This is a genomic window from Enterococcus sp. SMC-9 (assembly GCF_021011285.1).
GTDB classification, from domain to species: Bacteria; Bacillota; Bacilli; order Lactobacillales; family Enterococcaceae; genus Enterococcus_C; species Enterococcus_C montenegrensis.
The window spans coordinates 19,635-38,720 of record NZ_JAILYE010000004.1 but is presented as its reverse complement, the minus strand read 5'-3'; the positions used below and the strand labels follow the sequence as shown (position 1 = coordinate 38,720).

Below are 19,086 nucleotides of genomic sequence, written 5' to 3'. Positions count from 1 at the left end.
AAAAAATTTTCAACTATTTTGCTCTCATTTGAAAACATTTACATAAATTATTCGTGCATAATAAAAATGAAAGGAGGGGACAAGATGATTTATACCTGTACCTTAAACTTAGCTATTGATTTGTTTATCGAAACGGATACAATGCAGCCACAAGTAGTAAATAGAACCAAAGATGATGATATCCAAGCCAATGGAAAAGGCGTTAATGTTTCATTGATTTTAAAACAGTTGGGAATAGACAATACAGCGTTAGGTTTTCAAGCTGGTTTTACGGGCCAATATATTAACGATTTTTTAACGAAAAAGGCAATTAGCACTCATTTTATCGAAGTTCCCGGTATGACACGTATCAATGTCTTCACCCAAGTTAATGAAACAAAAGAAGAATTTAAATTAGTCAATAAAGGACCTGAAATTCCAGCTGAAAAAACAACTGAATTTTTGACTGAATTAGAAAAGTTATTGCAAGAAGATGATTATTTATGTGTTTCTGGTAGTTTACCCCAAGGTGTTGCACCAGAAATTTTAGTAGCCATTAGTAAAATCTGTCATGAAAAGAAAGTGAAGCTGATTATTGACAGCAGTTATAAGGAAGTTTTGGATTGTCTTTCATACAAACCGTTTTTGCTAAAGCCAAATGAAGAAGAATTAGCAGCTTGGTATGGTGTCACACTAAAGACAAAAAAAGATTATCTAGCCTATGGCAAGCGTCTTTTGGCAGAAGGTGCACAAAATGTTTTACTTTCTTTAGGTGGTGAGGGAGCAATCTTTATTAGTGAAGATATTGTCTTAGTTGGCAATTCACCAAAAGGACAAGTGGTGAATACAGCTTGTGCGGGGGATACTTTATTGGGCACTTTTATTGCGGGAATACTAAAAGAACAACCCTTAGCCGAAAGCTTAAAGTTAGCTATTGCAGCTGGCAGTTCAACCGCTTTTCGTAAAGGTTTAACAGATTTTTCTGATGTTAGTGACCTTAAAGAGCAAATCAATATTGAAGAACAGCGCAACAAAGACGAAATTTTAGCTTAATGAACGATTCAAAAAAACAAATTCAAAGAAATGAGGAGTGTCAAAATGGCAAAATATCAAATTATTGCAGCAACGGGTTGTCCGACCGGTATTGCCCACACGTATATGGCTCAAGAGGCATTGGAACAAGCGGCAAAGCGCAAAGGAATTACGATTAAAGTCGAAACTCATGGACAAGTTGGGGTAGAAAATGAGTTATCAAAAGAAGAAATCAAAGATGCGGATGCGGTTATTATCGCAGCAGACAAAGACGTGCATGCAGAACGTTTTGCTGGTAAACGAATTATTGACGTATCGGTAAGTAAAGGGATTAAAGAAGCAGATCAATTAATTGAAGATGCCCTAGCAGGTAAAGGTCAAATTGCAGCAGTCGCCAATACTGTCGAAGAAGTTACACCAGAGGCATCACAAATGAATATCGGACGTAGTATTTATAAGAATTTGATGAATGGTGTTTCCCACATGTTACCTTTTGTAGTAGCAGGCGGGGTTATCATTGCCGTTTCTTTTGCCATTTGGGGTGTTTATTCTTTTGATCCAAACGATGCGACATATAATGCCACTTCGGCGATGTTCAAATCAATCGGCGATGCGGCGATGGGAATGATGGTACCGGTAATGGCAGCTTATATTGCAGAAGGAATCGCCAAACGTCCTGGTTTAGTCGTTGGTTTTGTCGGGGGCTTATTAGCAAATTCTGGTGGTGCTGGTTTCTTAGGTGGTATTTTTGCCGGTTTCTTAGCCGGTTACTTCGTTTTACTTTTACAACGTTTGTTAAAAGTTTTACCAAAACAATTGGATGGTCTAAAGGCAATTTTCTTATATCCAGTAATCGGAGTAGCGGTTGTGGGGACAATCATGTCCTTGATTGCAGGGCCAATGAAAACGGTCAATGAAGGCATGATGAGTTTCTTATCTGGTTTTGAAAATTCTTCACCATTAGTATTAGGAATTATTGTTGGTTGTATGTGTGCCTTTGATATGGGTGGTCCAGTGAATAAGGCTGCTTATGTGACAGGGACAGCATTATTAGCGCAAGGTAATAGTAGTTTTATGGCAGGCGTTTCAGCAGCTTGTATCGCGCCGCCGCTAATTACAGGTTTTGCTACATTATTCTTTGGTAAATATTTCGAAACAAATGATCGCAATGCCGGTTTAGTTAACTTTATCTTAGGTTCAACCCATATTACAGAAGGCGCGATTCCATTTGCGGCAAAAGATCCATTACGGGTTTTACCAACAATGATGTTGGGCTCATCTATCGCAGCTGTTTTAACGTATATGTTTGGCGTAAAAGTACCAGCGCCCCATGGTGGCTTTTTGGTCTTACCAGTGGTGGATGGTAAATTACAATGGGTCTTTGCTATTTTAGTTGGTTCCATTGTCGGTGGTGTCATTTTAGGTTTCATTCAGAAAAATCGTGTGACAAAAGCCGCAACAAAAGAAACGACTGAAACAAAAATCGAAGTACAAGCATAAGAAATAAAAGCTGTAGTAAGTAAAAAATACTGCTGCAGCTTTTTTAAAGAAAGGTGAAAACCATGGCACTAATTAAAACAGACCATATTTTTTTAAAAGAAAATTTTACAACCCAAGATGAAGTCATGCATTTTTTAGCTGATCAGGCAGCTTCTCTTGGTCTTTCAAATGATGAAAACAAAGTTTATGCTAAATTATTAGAACGTGAAGCAGAAGGAACAACTGGTATGATGGATGGTTTTGCGATTCCCCATGCTAAAGATACGACTATTACAGCCGCGGATATTATAATTGTCAGCTTAGTTAATCCTGTTGACTGGCAAAGTTTAGATGGCAGTCCGACAGATTTTATTATTGCCTTATTTATTCCAGATTCTGAAGCTGGAACCACGCATTTAAAACTTTTATCCAGTGTCGCGCGTCTTTTGATGCATCAAGATGTAACCAAAGGATTAAAAGCAGCGGCAACACCTGAAGAAATTGCCAATCTCTTAAATAGTAAATTAGCCGAAAATTAAGGAGCGTATTTCATGACAACAGAAGCAAAAAAAGCCTTTATCAAACAATTAAGTGACAAAAATGGTGTGATCTCTGCCCTTGCGATCGACCAACGTGGTGCTTTAAAGAAAATGATTAATAAATACCAAGATACACAAGCACAAGCAGTTCAAATCGAAGACTTCAAAAAAATCGTGTCTTCTGAATTAACCCAATATGCTTCATCTATTTTATTAGACCCAGAATACGGCTTACCAGCTGCTAAAGTTCGCGACGAAAACGCAGGGTTATTGTTGGCCTATGAAAAAACAGGCTACGATGCTTCAACCCCAGGACGCTTGCCAGACATTTTGTCTATCTGGTCAGTGAAACGTCTAAAAGAAGCAGGCGCAGATGCATGTAAATTCTTACTTTACTACGATGTAGATGAAAGTGATGAAATCAACGATCAAAAGAAAGCCTTCATGGAACGAATTGGTTCTGAATGTGCCGCAGAAGATTTACCATTCTTCTTGGAATTGGTTTCTTATGATGCCAATGATGCGGATGCCAGCACCAAAGAATACGCGGTTAAAAAACCACATAAAGTAATTGAAATGATGAAAGAATTTTCAAAACCACGTTATGGCGTTGATGTTTTAAAAATGGAAGTTCCGGTTAATATGAACTATGTAGAAGGTTACGCAAAAGGTGAAGTGGCGTATACAAAAGCAGAAGCTATGGCTTACTTCAAAGAACAATCAGAAGCAACTGACTTACCATTTATCTTCTTATCAGCTGGTGTTACAGCTGAATTGTTCCAAGAAACATTGAAATTCGCCAAAGAAGCAGGCTCAACATTTAACGGTGTTTTATGTGGTCGCGCAACTTGGGCAAACGGCGTAGAACCTTTTATCACAGGTGGAGAAGATGCAGCTAGAGAATGGATGCAAACACAAGGCCGTAAAAATATTGAAGAATTAAACGAAGTACTCCAAGCAACTGCAACACCGGTTAAATTATAAAAAGGTTAGCTGTCTAAAAATATCCGAGAGAAGTACGCAGCTACAAGTAAAAGACCAGAAATTTCGAAAGTTTGAAAAACAACTTTCGGATTTTCTGGTCTTTTTGTCATCTAGAAAGGAAGTATAAATTTCCCTAAGAAAAACACTGATTTGACTGCCTTAATACTGCCTGCCACTTTCTAAGTGCCATACTTTACGCATAAGCTCTTCATGACATGAGCCAAAATCTTAGTCTGATGTCTAGGACTGAAAGATTTCTTTAGCTTTTCTTTTTTCTTATAGTAGCTAGTTTTGTTGCACAAATTGATTTCTATTTAGCTACACAAAATTGATTATCCCGTCTATTTTTTTGGAAGTTTAAAAATCAATTTCGTGACGCAACATTTTTAGGCAAATGTGCCCAATAGCTCGGTGCTAGAAGTGACGAGGCTTATTTTGGGATAAAGTTTTGTCATGAAGATGCGATGTAATTCTTCATCGCGGCTACTGCAAGCATCCTCCACTACAATGACACGATAGCCGAATTGATACGCATCTAAAGCGGTAGCGTAAACACCATTTTCTGTTGCAACGCCAGTTAGAATTAAGGTATCAATACCCCGTCGGCGTAATTGCAAATCCAAATCTGTGCCAAAAAATGCCCCCGGATTGTGTTTGGTAATGGTAACGACATTTGCTTTAGTTGAATTTTTTATTTTAAGAGCAAGTTCGTCATAATCTTTGGCTAGCTTTAAAGGTTGGCGCTTTTTTAAATCAAAATTCAAGTAACCAAAAGTAGTGGCGTCTACTTTAACCAAAGCGACCAAGCCAAGTTTTTCAAGCAACGCAGCTACTAGTTGCTCATTTTTTTGAAGAACTTCACTAGCCAAATAAGGAGTTAAAGTGCCGCTGTTTAAAATTCCTTTTTGCAAATCAATCGCGACAAAAGCGCATTTTTTTAAATTGAGGGTTTCAATCATATTAATACCTGCTTTCTTTTAATTGGGGGAAATTTGTTGCATAGTTCAAAATATTTAAAACGATGAATAAGGCAGATACAAAAAAGACATAGCGATAATCAAAGTAAGCTGATACAGTCGAACCGATTAAAGGTCCGCCAATAGCGCCAATAGACTGCATCGTTTGGTTATAACTAAAAATCCGTCCGGTTGCTTCTTGGGGGCTATTTTGCGACAAGATAATTTGCACACTAGGGGCTAGTGCCGAATCGCTCACACCGATAAACAGCCGCAGCAAGATAACTTGCCAAATTGCGTGGCTAAAACCTAATGTCAAATAGATGGTAAAAGATAAGACAAGGCCAAAAAGTAAAATTTTATATTGGCCAATTTTGTCACCTAAACGTCCGAATAAAGGAGCAAAAAACAACATGACGACCCCTGGAGCAGAGGCAACGATACCGCTGTAAATGGTAACAAGTTGTGGATTATGTACGAGCTGACGAACATAAAGACTTAAAATTGGGCTAATGGATTTATCGGTTAATTGCAAAATCGTCGTAGTCAAAAGCATGGCAATGATTACTTTAGGATGGTCAATCACTTGGGTTAACGCTTTAGCACTTAAAACTTTGTCTTTTGGTTTTGGCGTAAAATGTTCTTTGACAAAAAAGAAGGTCAATAAGAAAACAAAAAACATAATGATACCAGTAATCCAAAAAGTCATCTTATAACCGGCATGGGCAACCACAACACCACCAAACAACGGACCTAACAAGGTGCCGGCTACAGTCCCGGTTGAAAGAGTACCAAGTACACGACCAGAATGCTCTTTTGGGGTAATAATAGCCATTAAGGCAACTGAATTGCTGGTGTATCCAGAAAAAGCACCTAATAAAAGGCGTAAAATCAATAATTGCCAAGCCTTCGTGACAAAGCCCATGGAAAAAATCATAATGGCCATACCTAAGCTAGCGCGAACTAACATGGGTTTGCGCCCTTTTTGATCGGCTAGCTTGCCCCATAAAGGTGAAACAATCGCCATGGTAATAAACGTGCTAGCAAAAATTAAACCAGATTGGAAACTTAATTCCTTTTTTGTGAAGACTCCTAGAGTGTCTACGTATAATGATAAAAAAGGTGAAATTAAACTAGAGCCAATTCCAGTCATAAAACTACCGAACCATAAAATAAGGAGGTTGCGTTGCCAGAGCTCACCACTGGCAAAATAATTTTTTAATTTTGTCAAAACAGTCACTTCACTTTCGTTCCATAGATTAAACTACGATTCGTAGTTTGTCAACTATTGTTAGTAGTTTAAACAGATTTATGGTAAAATAGCCGCGAGGAGGGGCTTTTATGAAACGGCGGGATTTAACACCCGAAAAAATCATTTTGAGCTATATTGCATTAGCAGAAAAAATGGGCTTAGCCCAAGTAACATTTCCCCGCTTAGCTGAAGCGTTAGGGATTAAACCACCATCTTTATACAATCATTTTAAGAATTTAACGGACTTAAAAGTTCATACTGCGATTTTTCTCCATGAAAAATTACATGAATATTTGACCACGCAATTGATGGGGAAGACAAAAGAAGCAGCCTTATTAACCTATGGTGAGTCTTATCGGACTTTTGCTTTGAAGTATCAAGCGGTTTATGAATTGTTAAATACGATTCCAAGCTTCAATAATGACGCACTCCTTTTAGCAGGGCGGAAAAATACAGTCTTATTGTCCCAGCTCCTTTTCTCTTTTGGATTATCTGAAGAAGAAGTTTTGATGGAAAGTCGAGGATTTCGTAGTCTTCTTCATGGCTATGTTAGTTTGAGCCAGTTGGGTTATTTTCAAAATGCGATGCTGGATGCAGATGAAAGTTTTGTCGCAGTATTGGTACAATTTGTTGAAACGATTGAAAAAAAAGCTGAAAATAGCCATCATTAAGTTGAAATACTTTCGTAAAGTTTGCGGCATAATTTGGCTAGAGGAATAAGCTAGGTAGAAAATTACTTACTCATGCAGTTGGATAATTTTTAGCTTGAAGGATTAATTAGGGGTAATTTTACATTAGCGCAGCAATACAGCAGATAATAAAATGATGACGTATATTTTTTATTGGTTTTGCGATTAGAGTGGTACTTTTTTATAAGCCAGATAAAATTTTTTATCTCTTTTAAGGGGGCAAGAAGGCTTTGGTCATAGAGCTGATCTTTTCCCAGTTTAAAAAATCGGAATGCAAAAGGACTATTTCTGCTAATTCCGATTTTTTTTCATGCCTTTTTCTGTTTAAGTCTGTTACAATAGAAAAGTAAAAACTGTATTAGTTTTATTTTACAAAGTAAGGGGGAGAAACGATGAAAATCACCTATCACGGTCATTCCGTAATCGCTGTCAAACTAGAGGATGGTACGGATTTATTATTTGACCCATTTATTACTGGTAATCCTAAAACAGATTTAGTAGCAGAAAAAGTAAAAACAGATTATATTTTGGTAACCCATGGACACGAAGATCACGTCGGAGATATGGTACCGATAGCCAAAAATTCAGATGCGACTATTATTGGCATGGTGGAGTTATGTGCTTTTGCCAAAAAGAATGGCGTAAAGCACACGCACGGTATGAATATTGGTGGCAAATTTGATTTTCCTTTTGGTCGGGTGAAGATGGTCCACGCCCAACATAGTTCCGGTTATGAAGTTGACGGCCAAATGCTTTACTTGGGTGAAGCGTCAGGCTTTATTGTTCAAGCAGAGGGTAAAACGATCTATCATGCAGGAGATACTTCAAACTTTGGCGATATGGCACTTTTTGGGGCCGCTTTTTCAATAGATGTCGCTTTTTTACCCATTGGGGACAATTTCACGATGGGGCCTACTGAGGCAGCGTCGGCGGCGAAACGATTAAATGCCAAACAAGTAGTGCCGATTCATTACAATACTTTTCCGTTGATTGAACAAGATCCTAAAGCCTTTGCAGCTCTTTTACCAGCTGGCGTGGGCAAGGTGCTTGAAGTGGGAGAAAGTATGACTTTATAAGAAATGACAAAGAGGTTAATAAGCGCTGTGTAGAAAATTTTACACCGTAACTAGGAGTGGGAAAATGGCGACAAAACATGATTTAATTTTGGCTCATATCGAAAGCTTGCCAGTGGGGGACAGAATTTCTGTCCGCGGGATTGCCAAAGCACTAAATGTTAGTGAAGGAACTGCCTATCGGGCGATCAAAGATGCTGAAAATATCGGTTTAGTTTCAACGATTCAACGAGTTGGTACCATTAGAATTGAACGGAAATTAAAGAAAAACATTGAACGCTTAACCTTTGGTGAAGTTGTCCAAATTATTGAAGGGGATGTTTTAGGCGGTAAAGCCGGTTTAAATAAGGTTTTACATAAGTTTGTGATTGGTGCCATGAAAGAAGATGCGATGGCCCGTTATATCACACCGGGTTCTTTGATGATTGTTGGTAATCGCGAAGGTGTGCATCGTTTGGCCTTAAAAGAAGGTGCGGCCGTTTTAATTACCGGTGGCTTTGATACTACAAGTGAGATTTGTCGGCTAGCTGATGAGGTGGAAATGCCAATCTTGCGGACAACTTATGATACTTTTACTGTGGCAGCGATGATTAATCGTGCTTTAAGTGATCAATTGATTAAAAAAGATATTATGTTAGTGAGTGATATTTTCACACCACTAGAAAAAACATCTTATTTAGATATCACTGCGACGGTTAAAGATTACAAGCGTTTAGCCGAAAGTACAACGCATTCTCGTTTTCCAGTCGTTAATAAAAATATGCGCTTGGTGGGGATTGTTACGCCAAAAGATATCTTGGAAAAACAAGATAATCAAGCGATTGAACGGGTCATGACAAAAGAAATCAGTTACGTTAAGCGGGAGATGAGTGTGGCTTCTGTCAGTCATCAAATGATTTGGGACGGCCTAGAAGTTATGCCGGTTGTATCTGATGACTTAGGGTTAGTAGGGCTTGTTTCCCGCCAAGATGTCATGAAGGCGATGCAACTTGTGCAGCGGCAACCACAAATCGCAGATACCATTTCGGATCAAATTACCGGCGATATTCAGTTGATAGACCAAGATAGTGAAGGCCATAAATTGGATAAACCCTATTATACTTTTACAGTTACGCCGCAAATGGTCAATGAGGTAGGAACGATTTCTTTTGGTGTTTTAAATGAAATTGTTGCTAATACAGCAAAGCGTGCCTTACTGCAACAACAACGGCGCAATACCTGGATTGAACAAGTGAATATGCATTATTTGCGTCTGATTCAATTGGAGAGTAAAATAGCAATTCATACCCGCATGTTAGAGTTGGGGCGGCGGAGCGCGAAGTTGGAAATTGAAGTTTATTTAGAAAATACATTGGCGGCCTTGGCGATCGTTACTTGCCAAGTTTTAGAGCGACCATAAGTTAAGGTGAGAAAATGAATATCAGACATGAAATTTTAAAAGCAATTGAAGAATACGATCGAATTATTATCCATCGTCATATGCGACCAGATCCCGATGCATTAGGGTCACAAGTTGGTTTGGCGGAAGTTCTGCGTGCCAGTTTTCCGACAAAAGAAATTTATCAAGCCGGTGGTCCAGTTGAAGGGTTGAACTATTTGGCAGAAATGGATGAAGTAGCAGATGCGCTTTATGAAGGGGCATTGGTAATCGTCACTGATACGGCCAATTCTCCGCGAGTTAGTGATCAGCGTTATGCCAATGGTGCTAAATTAATTAAAATCGATCATCATCCTAATGATGAGCCTTATGGAGATTTAGTTTGGGTCAATAGCAAGGCCAGCAGTTGTAGTGAAATGATTGCAGATTTTGCTTTTTCATTTCCTGACGTGTTAAAAATTAGTGTGGCAGCGGCACGATTATTGTATGCTGGAATCGTTGGTGATACTGGGCGCTTTTTATATCCAGCGACCACTTCTTATACGTTAGAAATTGCCGGTAAATTACTGGATTTTGGTTTTGATGCAGCCAAGCTAAATCGTGAGTTGCAACAAATTTCCCTGAAGGTAGCGAAGCTTTCTGGCTATGTTTATGAAAATATTGAAGTGGATGAAAACGGCGCAGGACGGGTTATTTTACCCCAAGAGTTATTAGATAAATTTAGTGTGGTAGATTCAGAAACTTCCCATGTTGTATCTTTACCTGGAACAATTGATGTCACGCTAGCTTGGGGGATTTTCGTCCAACAACCAGAAGGCTATTACCGGGTACGTTTACGTTCAAAAGGTCCAGTAATTAATGAAATCGCTAAACGTCATCACGGTGGCGGGCATCCTCTAGCTAGCGGTGCCAACGCCAAAGACTTAGCAGAAGTTGCTGAAATTTATCAAGAAATTCAGGCTGCTTGTCGTAAGTATATCAAACAGTAAGAATCACCTTCATTTTTAGTACAAATAAAAAATACACCTGCTAATTATCGCTACGTACCAAATGGCCGAGTGATAAAAGTTGCAGGTGTATTTTTTGTTTAAAATTTTGATATGCGCTAGCTGATTAGTCTAAATCTAATCCCAAAGTCGTATTGTAAGCTTCTTCGTTGTGCTCACATTGATCCATTCCCTGCAACTCGTCTAATTCAGAAACCCGCAATGGGATGAATTTTTTGATAATACTGATGATGATAAAGCTCATCGTACCTGCAAAGGCAATGGTGATAACAATACTAAGAAGTTGTGCTACGAATAAATCTGTTTGGCCAAAAATTAAACCGCTGCGTCCGCCAACACTAGGGTCAGCAAATATACCTGTTATAATTCCACCAAAAATTCCTCCGATACCATGACAGCCAAAAGCATCTAAGGCATCGTCAAAGCCAAGTTTTTCTTTCACAAAACGAATACCATAATAACAAACCGGGCTAACTAACACGCCAGTTAGTAATGCCGACTGCATGGAGATAAAACCTGCACCTGGGGTAATAGCCACAAGCCCGACAACAGCCCCGGTACATGCACCTACGATTGATGGTTTGCCATTCACTAATTTTTCTAATCCCATCCATGAAAGCATGGCAGCGGCAGCTGCCGTGTTGGTGGTTAATAAAGCGTGAATTGCTAGGCTGTCTGCTGCTAAAGCACTACCGGCGTTAAAGCCAAACCAGCCTAACCATAACAAGCCGGTACCTAAAACAATAAATGGAATGTTATGGGGAATATGTTCGACTTCCTTTCGTTTACCTAAAACAATCGCTAAAACTAAACCAGAAATACCAGAACTGATATGAACAACATTCCCACCAGCAAAATCAACAGAGCCAATTTGATCTAAGAATCCACCGCCCCAGACCATATGAGCCATTGGTGCGTAAACAACAACTAACCAAACAGCTAAAAATAAGAAGATAGCGGAAAAACGCATTCTGCCTGCGACGGAACCTGTTAAAATGGCTGAAGTAATGAGAGCAAACATCATTTGAAACGCAGCGAAAAGACCCTCTGGAATACCGTCACCTTTTATCATGGAGACATGTTGGAAAAATAGTTTATCTAAATTTCCAATAAAAAGGCCAGCGCCGCTAAAAGAAAGGCTGTAACCAATTAAAATCCAAATGACTGAAGCTAGTCCCAATGTACAAATCGACATCATCATTGTGTTTAAAATATTCTTCTGACGGGAAAGCCCACCATAAAAAAAGGCTAAAGCAGGGGTCATAATGAAAACTAAACCGGTACAAATAATGATAAAAGCAATATTTCCTGTATTCATTTGCATTCCTCCATTTCTTTATGTTAGAAATCGTAACACGTCATTTTACTGATTTCCAGTATTTCGTAGCAATTTTAGAAATTTTCTGAAAATTAATTACTGTTTGTGTTAGGAAATATTACATTAACAAAGGATTTTTAAGTATAAAACAAGATAAGTACACAAAAAGACACTTTATTATCAAACTAACGTGTCTTTTTGATAATAAAGTGCAGAAATTTTTATTGCAGTAAAACAGGGCGATTTATCCCCGTAAATCATCGAGAAATTCGGTTTTACTGACAGTTTTTTCGTCTTTTGTTTTAATGACTTTTGCAGGCGAACCAGCAACAACGCTCATAGCTGGAACATCTGCTGTTACGACTGAACCAGCTGCCACAACCGCCCCTTTGCCAACGCGAACGCCTTCTAAGACAACGGCGTTTGCGCCAATCAAAACATCGTCTTCAATTACAACTGGATCTGCTGAAGGTGGCTCTAAAACACCAGCTAAGACAGCTCCAGCTCCAATATGCGCGCGTTTTCCTACAGTTGCGCGGGCACCTAAGATTGCGCCCATATCAATCATAGTTTCTTCGCCGACCACAGCTCCAATATTAATTACAGCCCCCATCATGACTACCGCATTTTTTTCAATTACCGCCTCATCGCGAATAAAAGCACCAGGTTCGATTCGGGCATCAACTTTGGTTAAGTCCAGTAATGGGACTGCAGAATTGCGCCGATCGTTTTCAATGTAGAGATCTTCAATTTTTTCAGGATATTTTTTCAAGAATTCCTGAATGTCTTGATTATCCCCAATGAGTACCCAAGAATTATAATCACCAAATATTTTTATTTTGTCGTGGCTTAAACCACCAAAATTACCGCGAACATAAGCTTTTACCGGCGTTTTTTTCTCGGCATCTTTAATATATTTAGCTAGTGCATAAGGATCAGTAAAGTGTAAATCTGACATTTTTTAACCTCCTAATAAATTATTTTTTAGGCCAATAAATCTTGCATACTATATAAGCCCGCACTTTGCTTTAATAAAAATTCCGCTGCTTTTAGGGCACCGTTAGCAAAAATGTCGCGGGATAAGGCAGTATGTGTAAACTCTAAAATCTCATCTGAACCGGCAAAAATTACCGTATGCTCACCTGGAATACTGCCACCTCTGATAGCGTGAATTCCCATTTGACTTAAAGGATTTTCTAAATCATTGCCAGCTCTGCCAAAAAGATAGTCCTTTGGTTTAGTTAAGGAATCATTAATACTATCGGCGAGTAAAAGTGCTGTACCACTAGGAGCATCTTTTTTCTGGTTATGATGTTTTTCGATGATTTCAATATTAAAATCGTTTTCTAAAGCAGGGGCCACAGACTGTAAGGCTTTAATTAAAACATTGATCCCTAACGACATATTGGCAGAATAAAACACCGGAATAATTTGACTTGCTACAGGCAACATGGCTTTTGTATCATCTGTTAGCCCGGTTGTAGCAATAACGATGGGCAAATTTTTAGCAACACAGCTGTTGATTAAAGCAGGCACGGCGCTGTAATGAGAAAAATCAATCACGATATCTATTTTTTCGACTACATCAGCTGCAGCAGCATAAACGGGAAAATCGGCCTCTTTATCTAAGGTGTGGTCAAGACCTGCGACAACTTGTAAATCTGGATGTGCTGTAATTAATTTTTGCAAAACTTGACCCATTTTGCCATGACAGCCACTCAATAACACATTTTTCATGGAAAACTCCCTTCAACATTTAATCTTAAAGCTTGAAATAAGAAAAGCTGAACCAAAAGGCACAGCTTTTTTAATTGGTAATCGACATGTTAAAGTAAACCGTAGTTTTTCATTTCGGTCTTTAATAATTGTAACGTGTCTGGTTCGGGTTTGTCTAATGGAAGGCGATAATTCAGGTCACATTTTCCTAAAAGATTAACGGCGGCCTTAACAGGGACAGGATTCACTTCTTTAAAAATAGCTTGGATTAAAGGAAGTTGCTCGATTTGGGTTTTTTTAGCAGCTGTTATATCGCCTTTTAAGAAGTCATGTACCATTTGGGAAGTTTCAGCAGGTAAAATATTGGCGATAGTTGAAATGACACCTAAACCGCCAACCGATAAAAACGGTAAGACTTGATCGTCATTGCCCGAATAAACGGCAAAGTCATCATCGGCCAGACCACAAATTTCCACCACCTGAGAGATGTTGCCACTGGCTTCTTTAATGCCGACAACATTTGGAAGTTCTTTTAATTTTGCTACCATAGCAGGGCTTAAATTTAATCCTGTTCTTGCCGCGATGGAATATAGAATAATCGGAATGTCGACGCTGTTGCAAATTGCTTCATAATGTTTTATTAGGCTACTGTCTGTGGCTTTGTTGTAATAGGGCGTAACGACAAGCAGTCCATCTGCGCCTACACGCTGGGCTTCTTTTGATAAGTGAATGCCATGTTGCGTATTATTTGAGCCAGTACCACCAATAACAGGGACGCGTCCGGCAGCTTGTTTTACAACTGTTTCAATTACTGCAATATGTTCTTCATCTACTAGAGTAGAGGCTTCACCGGTTGTGCCACAGGCAATGATCGCGTCAATTCCCTGTGCAATTTGCCAATCCACGAGTTGTTTTAACTTATCGAAATCTACCGTTTGATCTGCTTTCATTGGGGTAACAAGGGCAACGCCAGCTCCTGTAAAAATTGCCATATTAACACATCCTTTTTTTAAAATATTTACTTTCTAGTTTTTTCTAGGTAAAATAGAGAGAAATTAAGAAAATATTCAGAAAATATTTTTTATACGGAATTTTCAACTATTTACAAAATAATATACTATAATAGCAAGAAATAGCCAAGTTTATTCTGTAAATAATGAATATTTTTGCAAATGTAAATAATAAGAAAATTGACAGAAAAACAATTTTTTTAAAAAAAGAGAGAATAAAAGTTGCTATGACGTGAATTTTTGCCAAATAAAAAAACAGCAATCAAAATTAAGCTGTTAGACCATTTTTGATAAAAATTGCAAAAATGATTCATACAGTTAAAAATGTGAACGAGTAAGTTGATCATGAAAAACTACCTGTGGAATTGATTGATTAAAAGTCAGGTTTAAAACTTCAAAAGAGGGTGAGTCAAAATGGAAATCCGTAAAGAAATCACAGCATTATTGCCAGAAGTAACGAAATTCCGTCAAGATCTACATCAAATCCCTGAATTGGGCTTACAGGAATTTAAAACCTGTCAATATTTAAAAGGGGCACTAGCTAGTCTTGGTGTGAGGGAAGTCCATGAAGTTTTAGATACGGGCTTAGTGGCTGTTTTTCGTAGCGGCAGGCAAGGAAAAACTTTAGCTTTTCGAACAGACATTGATGCATTGCCGATAACAGAAGAAAGCGGCGTCGCATTTTATTCCCAACACGAAGGACGAATGCACGCGTGTGGCCATGATGGTCATATGGCGACGATGTTAGGCTTTGCAAAGTATTTAAGTGAGCATCCAGATGAAATAATCGGAACGATTGTTTTGATTTTTCAACCGGCTGAAGAAGGCCCTGGTGGTGCGCAGCTGATGATTGACGCGGGTGTTTTGGAAAAATTTAAAGTGGAACAAATTGTAGGTTTACACGTTTTTCCAGATTTTGAAGAAGGCGTTATTGCATGTAAAAAAGGTGGTATGATGGCCCGCAATGGTGAAGTTAATATCACAGTCTATGGTAAAAGTGCCCATGGTGCCCAGCCGCAACAAGGAGCTGATGCAATTTTAGCAGCTTCGGCAATCATTCAAGGCCTGCATTCAATTGTTTCACGTAATTTAAGTCCACTTGATTCAGCTGTCTTAACGTTTGGCGAGATTCATGGTGGAGACGCAATGAATATTATTCCCGGGAAAGTAGAACTTCATGGTACAACCCGCGCATTTTCAGATACAGTCTATGACAAATTAACCAATCGGGTCACAACTTTAGCGACCGATATCGCACAAGCTTATGATTGCCAAGCTGAAGTTGATTTTAATCATATGTATCGCGTCGTAGATAATGACGCCCAAATGGTGGACGCTTTAAAAGTGGTGGCAGGAGATAGTTATCTTGAATCTGCGCCTTATTTATTAGCAGAAGATTTCTCAATGTTCCAACAAAAAATTCCCGGTCTCTTTTTCTTTGTCGGTATTCGCAATGAAGCCACAGATGCTATATATCCGCTGCATAGTAACAAATTGCGTTTTGATGAAAAGAATTTATTAGGCGGTATTCAATGTTACGTGGATTTAATCAATGTTTTAAATGAAAAAGGGGCGTGAAAAGATGTTTCTAGGTACAAGTAAAAATGGTCATCTTTATTGGGATGGCTGTGATATGGTTAAATTGGCTGAAAAGTATGGCACACCGTTATATGTTTATTCCGAAAATCTAATTCTAAAAGAATGCCAGGCCCTAAAAGAACAGTTTTTAGATAAATATCCCCATACGCGGGTAGCCTACGCGAGTAAAGCCTTCAATACGATTGCGATGTTGCAATTAATCAATCAAGAAAATTTGTCTTTAGATGTGGTTTCTGGGGGGGAACTATACACGGCAATCGCTGCTGATTTTCCAGCAGAAAAAATTGAATTTAACGGAAACAATAAGTCAGTGGCAGAATTAGAAATGGCGATTGATTATGGCGTGGGTCGAATTATTGTGGATAGTTTACAAGAAGTGGACTTGATTCAAAGTATTTGCCGCAAGCTGCATAAGAAAGCACAGATCATGTTTCGCATTACCCCAGAGGTCAATGTTAAGACCCACGCTTTTATTTCAACTGGGCAAAAAGATTCTAAATTTGGGATTCCCTTAGCACCAGAAATTTTATACCCACAAATTGAAAAAGTGTTCGCTTCAGAAGAGTTGGAATTTTACGGGTTTCATTTTCACGTGGGAAGTCAATTAAGTGATAATAGTGCTCATATCGCAGCTTGCAAAGTTGCATTGAATTTAATGCTTGAAGTGAAAAAACGCTACGATTATCAAATTAAAGAGTTGAACTATGGCGGCGGGTTTGGCGTTTGTTATACCAAAAAAGATGTGCGCAAACCCTATCATTACTTTTTAGATCCAGTCATGGCATTGACCAAAGAATTTTGTCAGGAAAATAATTTGGTCGTCCCAGAAATCGTAATTGAACCCGGCCGTAGCATTGTCGCCGAAGCGGGGATTACATTGCATACGATTGGCGCGATTAAAGAATTACCTGGTTTAAGAAAATATGTCAGTATCGATGGCGGTATGACCGACAATATCCGCCCAGGACTTTATGAAGCGGAGTATACGGGGATTGTAGCCAATAAAGTTGACGAAAAACTGAGCCAAAAAGTAACCATTTCTGGTAAAGCCTGTGAAAGTACAGATTTATTGGTGAAAGATTTATCCCTTCCAGAAGTTGTTGCAGGCGACATTTTTGCAACCTTTACAACCGGAGCTTACGGGTATTCAATGGCGAGTAATTACAATAAATTACCATTACCCGCAGTCGTTTTTGTTAAAGATGGCCACGAACAGGTGGTCGTAAAACGACAAACTTATGCTCAAATGATTCAAAATGAAGTGAAAAGATAACTAAGGGGGCAAGCAGATGGAAATTCCTTTTGTCAAAATGCAAGGAGCGGGCAATGATTTTATCATCATCAATAACCTTGCGCTACACTTAAGTAAAAACGAATTAAGCCAACTTGCTAAAGGTGCATGTCGTGCGCATCTTTCATTAGGAGCAGATGCGCTCATGGCAGTAGACAAAGCCAAAGCAGGGGGCGATTTTCGCATGCGTTTTTACAATGCTGATGGTACTGAAGCAGAAATGTGTGGCAATGGTGCCCGGTGTATTGCCCGATATGCTTATGAAGAAAATTTAGCTCCAGCAGAAATGAAAATTGAAACAATAGCCGGAATGGTACCTGCTTGGCACTTAAATAAAACGACCTATAAAGTGCAATTAAATGATGTAACGAGATTTGAAGAAAAAAACTTTGCTAAAAAGACGGTATATTATGTTGAATTAGGCAATCCAGCTATTCCTCATTTGGTGATGGCTGTTTCTAATTTAGCTGAAAAAGACTTAGCTGATTTGCGACCATTAGCCAAACAACTGCGCAACTGGCAAGAATTGCCCAAAGGTGCGAATGTTAATTTTTATGAGATTGTAGAAGATGTGGTAATGGTTCGTACTTATGAACGAGGGGTAGAGGATTTTACTTTAGCCTGCGGCACAGGTTCAGCTTCTGTAGCCTACGTTGTAAAACAGCGGCAAAATCAGTTTAAAAATCCGGTTGCATTAAGAACATTAGGTGGTAAGCTAGAAGTGCAGGTACAAGCCAAGCAACTTTTTCTAACCGGTGGTGCAGCTTGGATCGCAAAAGGAGAATTAAGTGAAGAAGCGCTTTGTTCGGATAAAATTTAAACAGAAATTTGGTGGAATATGTTAGAAGCAATTATTTTTGATATGGATGGCGTACTGATTGATTCAGAATATAGCTATTTTGAAGCCAAGGACAGTATTTTAAAAGATGAAGGAATCACTGTTCCCAGCAGCTATCACAGTAAATTCATGGGAACTTCTTACCAATACACTTGGGAAACTATGAAAAAGGAACTAGCACTGCCACAAAGCCCAGCTTATTATAGCGCTGAAATGGTGAAGCGTCGGCAAGAAATAGTAAAACGAGATGGTACTAAGCCAATTAAAGGAGCTGCGGCCTTCGTTAAAGGATTAAAAACGGCAAAAGTGAAGTTAGCAGTGGCCTCTTCCTCACCGTTAAGTGAGATAGAAAAATCGTTGACAGAAATTGGGATTTATCAGGACTTTGAAGTAATTACAAGTGGCGAAGAAGTAGAACATTCCAAACCGGCACCAGATGTTTACTTACTAGCAGCAAAACGCTTAGCCGTCACACCACAAAATTGTGTAGCGCTAGAAGACTCACCCAATGGCAGCATTGCCGTAAAAAAAGCTGGAATGGTGGGAATTGGGTTTGCCAATCCAGATTATCCCCAATTGGACTTAGCTTCTGATTTTATCGTCACGACATTTTCAGACTTGGATTATGAGAAGTGTCAAAAAATTTATCAAAAATTCCATAAATAAACAACCGTATCACCACAGGATGTAAAAAAACGTAAAAATCAGCTAAGCAGCCGATTCTTACGTTTTTTATTTTTGTCGTTCTTGTTTAATAGATACGGTGTTATTTTTATTTGTATTTTCTGCTGCAACATAGTTTTCAAAGCGTTTGAAAAGACGTGCTTCAAATTCATTTCGAGGCGTGAAAGTTTTGCATTGCTTTTCTTTGCTAGTTTTTGTTTGTTTCAAAAAAATCAACTCCTATATAAATTTATGAAAAAATAATTTCCTTTGTTGTTGTTAT

Annotated in this window: 19 protein-coding genes; 12 read left to right on the top strand and 7 right to left on the bottom strand. The window is 38.7% G+C overall.

The window, feature by feature from the left end; all coding sequences use genetic code 11:
- Positions 1 to 84 precede the first annotated feature (84 nt).
- From pfkB to lacD, 4 genes are all read left to right on the top strand, one after another.
- Entirely contained in the window at positions 85 to 1,032 is a 948-nt protein-coding gene (gene pfkB / locus K4422_RS06770; protein ID WP_230710017.1) for a 1-phosphofructokinase, read from the top strand.
- A 45-nt stretch (positions 1,033 to 1,077) separates the two neighbouring features.
- Positions 1,078 to 2,511: a PTS fructose transporter subunit IIC gene (locus tag K4422_RS06765; RefSeq protein ID WP_230710015.1), complete on the top strand. Its 1,434-nt coding sequence runs from the start codon at positions 1,078 to 1,080 to the stop codon at positions 2,509 to 2,511.
- A gap of 62 nt (positions 2,512 to 2,573) precedes the next feature.
- The gene (locus K4422_RS06760) at positions 2,574 to 3,029 is read left to right on the top strand and encodes a fructose PTS transporter subunit IIA (RefSeq protein WP_230710013.1); all 456 of its coding nucleotides are present in this window, start codon (positions 2,574 to 2,576) and stop codon (positions 3,027 to 3,029) included.
- Positions 3,030 to 3,041: 12 nt separating this feature from the next.
- Positions 3,042 to 4,013, top strand: a complete 972-nt coding sequence (lacD, locus tag K4422_RS06755) for a tagatose-bisphosphate aldolase (protein ID WP_230708532.1) — start codon at positions 3,042 to 3,044, stop codon at positions 4,011 to 4,013.
- Between the two features lie 386 nt (positions 4,014 to 4,399).
- On the opposite strand, the gene K4422_RS06750 is transcribed toward lacD, so the two are convergent.
- Entirely contained in the window at positions 4,400 to 4,972 is a 573-nt protein-coding gene (locus K4422_RS06750; protein WP_230710011.1) for an isochorismatase family protein, read from the bottom strand.
- A 1-nt stretch (position 4,973) separates the two neighbouring features.
- On the bottom strand, positions 4,974 to 6,200 hold the full coding sequence (locus K4422_RS06745) for an MFS transporter (protein WP_268991005.1): 1,227 nt from the start codon (positions 6,198 to 6,200) through the stop codon (positions 4,974 to 4,976).
- Between the two features lie 110 nt (positions 6,201 to 6,310).
- On the opposite strand from K4422_RS06745, the gene K4422_RS06740 reads away from it, so the two are divergent.
- The 4 genes from K4422_RS06740 to K4422_RS06725 all read left to right on the top strand — a co-directional run bounded on the left by K4422_RS06740 (position 6,311) and on the right by K4422_RS06725 (position 10,350).
- Positions 6,311 to 6,892, top strand: coding sequence for a TetR/AcrR family transcriptional regulator (locus K4422_RS06740; RefSeq protein WP_230710002.1), 582 nt, complete (start codon positions 6,311 to 6,313; stop codon positions 6,890 to 6,892).
- A gap of 410 nt (positions 6,893 to 7,302) precedes the next feature.
- A complete protein-coding gene (locus K4422_RS06735; protein WP_230710001.1) occupies positions 7,303 to 7,986 on the top strand; it encodes a metal-dependent hydrolase in 684 nt (227 codons plus the stop codon).
- A gap of 64 nt (positions 7,987 to 8,050) precedes the next feature.
- Positions 8,051 to 9,382 carry a DRTGG domain-containing protein gene (locus K4422_RS06730; protein ID WP_206905799.1) on the top strand — a complete coding sequence of 444 codons (1,332 nt, stop codon included), beginning with the start codon at positions 8,051 to 8,053 and terminating at the stop codon, positions 9,380 to 9,382.
- Positions 9,383 to 9,396: 14 nt separating this feature from the next.
- Positions 9,397 to 10,350, top strand: a complete 954-nt coding sequence (locus K4422_RS06725; protein ID WP_230709999.1) for a DHH family phosphoesterase — start codon at positions 9,397 to 9,399, stop codon at positions 10,348 to 10,350.
- Between the two features lie 124 nt (positions 10,351 to 10,474).
- Here the strand turns inward: K4422_RS06725 and K4422_RS06720 are convergent, their stop codons facing one another.
- From K4422_RS06720 to dapA, 4 genes are all read right to left on the bottom strand, one after another.
- On the bottom strand, positions 10,475 to 11,686 hold the full coding sequence (locus K4422_RS06720) for an ammonium transporter (protein WP_230709997.1): 1,212 nt from the start codon (positions 11,684 to 11,686) through the stop codon (positions 10,475 to 10,477).
- A gap of 244 nt (positions 11,687 to 11,930) precedes the next feature.
- Positions 11,931 to 12,644, bottom strand: coding sequence for a 2,3,4,5-tetrahydropyridine-2,6-dicarboxylate N-acetyltransferase (gene dapD / locus K4422_RS06715; RefSeq protein ID WP_206905808.1), 714 nt, complete (start codon positions 12,642 to 12,644; stop codon positions 11,931 to 11,933).
- Between the two features lie 26 nt (positions 12,645 to 12,670).
- On the bottom strand, positions 12,671 to 13,423 hold the full coding sequence (gene dapB / locus K4422_RS06710) for a 4-hydroxy-tetrahydrodipicolinate reductase (protein WP_230709995.1): 753 nt from the start codon (positions 13,421 to 13,423) through the stop codon (positions 12,671 to 12,673).
- An 89-nt stretch (positions 13,424 to 13,512) separates the two neighbouring features.
- Positions 13,513 to 14,394 (bottom strand): 4-hydroxy-tetrahydrodipicolinate synthase, encoded by an 882-nt coding sequence (dapA, locus tag K4422_RS06705; protein WP_206905814.1) that lies wholly within the window; start codon positions 14,392 to 14,394, stop codon positions 13,513 to 13,515.
- A 432-nt stretch (positions 14,395 to 14,826) separates the two neighbouring features.
- Between dapA and K4422_RS06700 the strand changes: the two genes are divergently transcribed.
- The 4 genes from K4422_RS06700 to K4422_RS06685 are packed head-to-tail and all read left to right on the top strand — an operon-like array spanning position 14,827 to position 18,806.
- The gene (locus K4422_RS06700; protein WP_230709993.1) at positions 14,827 to 15,990 is read left to right on the top strand and encodes a M20 metallopeptidase family protein; all 1,164 of its coding nucleotides are present in this window, start codon (positions 14,827 to 14,829) and stop codon (positions 15,988 to 15,990) included.
- A gap of 4 nt (positions 15,991 to 15,994) precedes the next feature.
- Positions 15,995 to 17,284 carry a diaminopimelate decarboxylase gene (lysA, locus tag K4422_RS06695; protein ID WP_230709986.1) on the top strand — a complete coding sequence of 430 codons (1,290 nt, stop codon included), beginning with the start codon at positions 15,995 to 15,997 and terminating at the stop codon, positions 17,282 to 17,284.
- A gap of 16 nt (positions 17,285 to 17,300) precedes the next feature.
- Positions 17,301 to 18,122 (top strand): diaminopimelate epimerase, encoded by an 822-nt coding sequence (dapF, locus tag K4422_RS06690; RefSeq protein ID WP_230709984.1) that lies wholly within the window; start codon positions 17,301 to 17,303, stop codon positions 18,120 to 18,122.
- An 18-nt stretch (positions 18,123 to 18,140) separates the two neighbouring features.
- Positions 18,141 to 18,806 (top strand): HAD family hydrolase, encoded by a 666-nt coding sequence (locus tag K4422_RS06685; RefSeq protein ID WP_230709983.1) that lies wholly within the window; start codon positions 18,141 to 18,143, stop codon positions 18,804 to 18,806.
- A gap of 66 nt (positions 18,807 to 18,872) precedes the next feature.
- On the opposite strand, the gene K4422_RS06680 is transcribed toward K4422_RS06685, so the two are convergent.
- Complete coding sequence (locus K4422_RS06680) at positions 18,873 to 19,031, bottom strand: hypothetical protein (protein ID WP_230709981.1); 159 nt, start codon at positions 19,029 to 19,031, stop codon at positions 18,873 to 18,875.
- Positions 19,032 to 19,086: the final 55 nt, after the last annotated feature.